Below are 4,433 nucleotides of genomic sequence, written 5' to 3'. Positions count from 1 at the left end.
TACTGAAACCAGTTCTAGAACGCTATCGCACAGACAGCACCCGGAAAGGCGAATTCCGTTGCATTGAAGTGCTACACGCGAACGTCTCCGGCGGACAGCTCACAGATCCCGATCGGAGATGAGCCCGCTCTGCATGGCCAGTCCGGCCAGTCGCACCCGCTTCTGGTTCTGGGGCAGATCCTCCACACTGAACTTGGCGAACAGCGTGCGCAAATGGGTCTTGACCGCATCGACGCTGAGGAACAACTCGTCAGCGATCTGCTGATTGGAAGCGGGCGTGGCGAAACCCGCCCCGTGCTTGTACGGGCGGCACAGCGCGATCAATACCGAACGCTGGGTCGCGGTCAGTGAACGAGCAGTGGGAATCGAGCCGGTCGAGGCGCGGGTGATGTCGTCGGCCACACCACCGAAATCATGGAAGGAGACTCGTGAGGTGCCCATCCGGATGACATCGCCACCCTTCAGTGTGCGCCTGCCCGCGAGCCGGTCACCGTTGACGAAGGTTCCGTTGCGGGAAAGACCGTCATCGACGATGGTCCAGTGCGCACCAAGGTATTCGACCGCCGCGTGCAGCCGGGAAACCTCGGCATCCCAGCTCAGGGCGAGATCGGCATGCATGGAACGCCCGATGGTGACACGGCCGCGGTCGGGCGTGAGCATGAGCTCCTGCTGCCTGCCCGCGTCATCGGTGAATCGCAAAAAAGATCCAATGAATCTTGTCACTGCGCTGATACCTCGCTTCTCCATACCGCCAGTGACCGTCACACGTTTCCATGGTGCCGCGTCCGGGTACTCCGAGCAAGATCGATTCGACCGATGTCATAGCGGAGTCGACCGACGTCATAGGGATCGACGCCATGGAGATCGACACCGCCTCGGACGGCCGTGCCATCCGGTCTCGCCACTATAACGAAGCCCTATCACAAAACAAGACCGCCGCCCCGACGCCGCACGATTCGCCGGGACGGCGGACAGAATTCAACTAGCCCTTCGCGGCCTTGTTGTATGCATCGGTGATGTCGGCCGAGATACGACCACGCGCGGACACCTTGTGTCCATTCCGCCGCGCCCATTCGCGAATTGCGGCACTTTGTTCCCGGTCGATGGAGACCCGGCTCTTAGGAGCACCCGCAGCGACGGTTGCGGCCTTGACCCTGCGCCGGCCACTGACCCGTCGTGCACTCGAAACCCACTCTTCCAATCCATCGCGCAGCTTCGTAGCATTTGCTGACGACAGGTCGATCTCGTACGACACACCGTCGATCGCAAACTCAATGGTCTCGTCTGCGATGGACTCACCGTCGACATCGTCGATCAGGCTAACGGTGACCTTCTTTGCCATGAGATGAACGTCCTCTCGAAATCGTGCGACCCGCATGCTAGGCCGATTATACGAGGCAAGAATACCTTGAATTTCGGAAATTCCAAGACGGGAGTCGCGGCTTTGTAATCCAGCGATCACCTAGTGACCGGACGCACAATTGGGAACAGTATCGTTTCCCGGATTCCCAATCCCGTCAGCGCCATCAGCAACCGATCGATTCCCATACCTGTACCGGTAGTCGGTGGCATACCGTGTTCCATCGCGGCGAGGAAGTCCTCGTCCAGGATCATCGCCTCGTCATCGCCCTGCGCGGCCAGCCGCGCTTGGTCGACGAATCGCTCCCGTTGGATCACCGGATCGACCAACTCCGAATAGCCCGTGGCCAACTCGAAGCCACGTACATAGAGATCCCACTTCTCGGTGACGCCTGCCGCACTGCGGTGCTGCCTGGTCAGCGGGGAGGTCTCGACCGGGAAGTCACGCACGAAAGTCGGCGCGTGCAGCTTGTCACCGTACTGGTGTTCCCATAGTTCCTCGACAAGTTTCCCGTGGCCATAGCCCTTGTCTTCGGGAATTTCCAGTCCGACCCGATCCGCGAGTGCGCGCAATTCGGCGACCGATGTTTCCGGAGTGACGCGAACACCCAGCGCATCCGATAGTGAGGGATACATCTCGATGGTTGCCCACTCGCCGCTCAGATCATATTCGGTGCCGTCGGCCAGCGTCACCACCTGCGTACCGAACACCTCCTGGGCAACTTCCTGCACTAATTCCCGGATCATCAGGGCCGAATCATCATAGGTCCCGTATGCCTGGTATGTCTCCAGCATGGCGAACTCAGGAGAATGCGTGGAATCCGCGCCTTCATTGCGGAAGTTCCGGTTGATCTCGAAAACCTGCTCCAAGCCACCGACCACACAGCGCTTCAAGAACAGCTCAGGCGCTATACGCAGGTAGAGATCCATATCGAGGGCATTCGAATGGGTGATGAACGGCCGGGCCGCGGCGCCGCCGTGCAGCGTCTGCAACATCGGGGTCTCCACTTCGAGGAATCCCCGCCGCTCGAGCGCATTGCGCAGCGCACGCACAACAGCGATGCGTGTTCGCGCCATTTCCCTGGCCTCCGGACGCACAATCAGGTCGACATAACGTTGCCGTACCCGTGACTCTTCGTTCATCTCCTTATGCGCCACCGGCAGCGGTCGCAGGGCCTTGGCCGCCATGAACCAGGAATCGGCCAGAACGCTCAACTCTCCGGTCCGCGATGAGATGACTTCACCGTGCACAAAAACAAAATCACCGAGATCGACGTCGGCCTTCCAGGCGGTAAGCGAGTCGGCGCCGACCCCGTTCAAGCTGATCATCGCCTGTAGCTTGGTCCCGTCCCCCTCCTGCAGTGTCGCAAAACACAACTTGCCGGTATTACGCAGGAAAATGACGCGACCTGCTACGCCGACCTGCTGACCGGTGGCGATGTCCGCGGCCAGGTCCGGGTATGCGGCCCGAATTTCGGCAAGAGTGTGTGTTCGTGGCACAACAACCGGATATGCCTCACCGCCGGACGCGAGCAGCCGTTCCCGCTTCTCCTGGCGAATCCGTATCTGTTCCGGAGCGTCATCGGAGCCGGGTGTCACAGCAGGCCGCGAATCCGATGTCGATGCGCTGGAGAATGCGGAGTTGGGAGTGCTCACGACGAGCAACCTTAGCGTGCACCAGAAATCGTTTTGCGGGCCGCCCCAGGGTTTAGCGCCGAGCGTAACAAAACGGTCTCGGTCCCGTCACACGGCCGGACAACCGGGCCGCTGATCGAGGAACCGAAATCAGCCGCGCATCCTACGAGATCGAAAGTACCTGAGCGCCCGGGTAATTCGATCCTGTATAGCAGTACCGGGAATTACAGCGAGACCAGCGCGTCGACCTCACGTGCGAAGTGCGGTGCATGCATGGCGACGTTCAGCAATCCCGCCGCCCGCAATGCCTGATAGCCACCGATCAGATCAGTCGCCCGACGCAGCCCGAGCTGTTGCAGTGTGGCAGCGGCCAGACTGGAGGTATATCCCTCGGAGCAAACAACGATCCACTCGACCTCGTGATCGACGGCCAACGCCAGCCGGGCAGAACTGGTCGGGTCGAGCCGCCATTCCAGCACATTGCGCTCGATCACCAAGGCGCCGGGCAAAGTGCCCTCGCGCTCCCGCTGCGCCTGGGGCCGGATATCTATCAGAATGGCGCCCCGAGCGATCGCCTCCGGCAATTCGAAGGCATAGATCCGGGCCAGCTGGTCCCGTGCGTTCTCCAACATCCGATCGATGGTCGAACGGGTCATCACATATCACCTTCGGGCTGGTCGGTACGGACAGTACGAGTGCGCCGCAAGGTGCCGTGCTCGGTCACCTCGTAGTACGACATTGCGGTGAGCGGCGGAGAATAGGCATGCACACTCAACGTCGGCTCGATGGCGCCTGCGGATTCAGTGGCACCGGAAACACCAGCGGATGCCCGCACGACGTCGTGCACCCAACCGACCGGAAACGCTGCCTGATCACCCGCCATCAGCGTGCGGTACCGCAGTTCCGTTCCGTTCCATCGGTATTCCGACAGCGTGCCGCTGAGCACAGTCAGAGCGCCGAGCGATCCGGCATGATCGTGTAGGCCGGTCGGCTTGCCCGGCACCCAGCTGATCAGCCAGAAGTCGACCTCGTCACCGTTCCACAACCTGATAGCCCAGCGCTGATCGACCGGCCAGTGGCCGCTCGCGGGAAGCAGGTGGTCGTAATGCCCCGACAACACGCTTTCCGCGCATTCATCGGTCGATCTCAGCAGCTCAGGCGGGCGAAGCCGGGCCGGAGATATGAGCCCGGTCGATCGCTCCAGCGGCGCGGCGGCCGATAAGGAATTACGTGTGTAGGGAATGGCGGGAACAGAAGAACGCATGAGCGAATCTCCAGGAGAATGAAATCGGTCGAGGGCAGGTAGTCAGCCTCGATCGATCGAGGCATGTCAGCCTCGACAACACTCCTGGGCGCTCACGCTGAAAGACACGAGCAACATCGTAGCAGACCGCAGCGTGGTATTGCCCGGCCTGCGCCGAATTCCCCCATCACCTAGG

Annotated in this window: 5 protein-coding genes; all 5 read right to left on the bottom strand. The window is 61.0% G+C overall.

Annotation, left to right across the window (positions count from 1 at the left end):
* Positions 1-99: 99 nt before the first annotated feature.
* Positions 100-747, bottom strand: coding sequence for an FHA domain-containing protein (locus ACL02S_RS23990; RefSeq protein ID WP_412804764.1), 648 nt, complete (start codon positions 745-747; stop codon positions 100-102).
* Positions 748-982: 235 nt separating this feature from the next.
* The gene (locus tag ACL02S_RS23985) at positions 983-1,342 is read right to left on the bottom strand and encodes a histone-like nucleoid-structuring protein Lsr2 (RefSeq protein WP_412804762.1); all 360 of its coding nucleotides are present in this window, start codon (positions 1,340-1,342) and stop codon (positions 983-985) included.
* 116 nt (positions 1,343-1,458) lie between these two features.
* Complete coding sequence (lysS, locus tag ACL02S_RS23980; RefSeq protein ID WP_412804763.1) at positions 1,459-2,958, bottom strand: lysine--tRNA ligase; 1,500 nt, start codon at positions 2,956-2,958, stop codon at positions 1,459-1,461.
* Positions 2,959-3,218: 260 nt separating this feature from the next.
* Positions 3,219-3,650 (bottom strand): rhodanese-like domain-containing protein, encoded by a 432-nt coding sequence (locus ACL02S_RS23975; protein WP_412804761.1) that lies wholly within the window; start codon positions 3,648-3,650, stop codon positions 3,219-3,221.
* Entirely contained in the window at positions 3,650-4,258 is a 609-nt protein-coding gene (locus ACL02S_RS23970) for a cupin domain-containing protein (RefSeq protein ID WP_412804760.1), read from the bottom strand. Before ACL02S_RS23970 ends, ACL02S_RS23975 begins: the two co-directional genes overlap by 1 nt.
* Between the last annotated feature and the right edge of the window lie 175 nt (positions 4,259-4,433).

Source organism: Nocardia spongicola, from assembly GCF_047200775.1.
Taxonomy (GTDB): domain Bacteria; phylum Actinomycetota; class Actinomycetes; order Mycobacteriales; family Mycobacteriaceae; genus Nocardia.
The sequence above is the reverse complement of the archived record's forward strand: the minus strand, read 5'-3'. Positions and strand labels throughout refer to the sequence as shown.

Coding starts and splice junctions, on each gene's coding strand:
- ACL02S_RS23985 (WP_412804762.1), bottom strand. CDS start 1,342: ATGGCAAAGAAGGTCACCGTTAGCCTGATCGACGATGTCGACGGTGAG.
- ACL02S_RS23990 (WP_412804764.1), bottom strand. CDS start 747: ATGGAGAAGCGAGGTATCAGCGCAGTGACAAGATTCATTGGATCTTTT.
- ACL02S_RS23970 (WP_412804760.1), bottom strand. CDS start 4,258: ATGCGTTCTTCTGTTCCCGCCATTCCCTACACACGTAATTCCTTATCG.
- ACL02S_RS23975 (WP_412804761.1), bottom strand. CDS start 3,650: ATGACCCGTTCGACCATCGATCGGATGTTGGAGAACGCACGGGACCAG.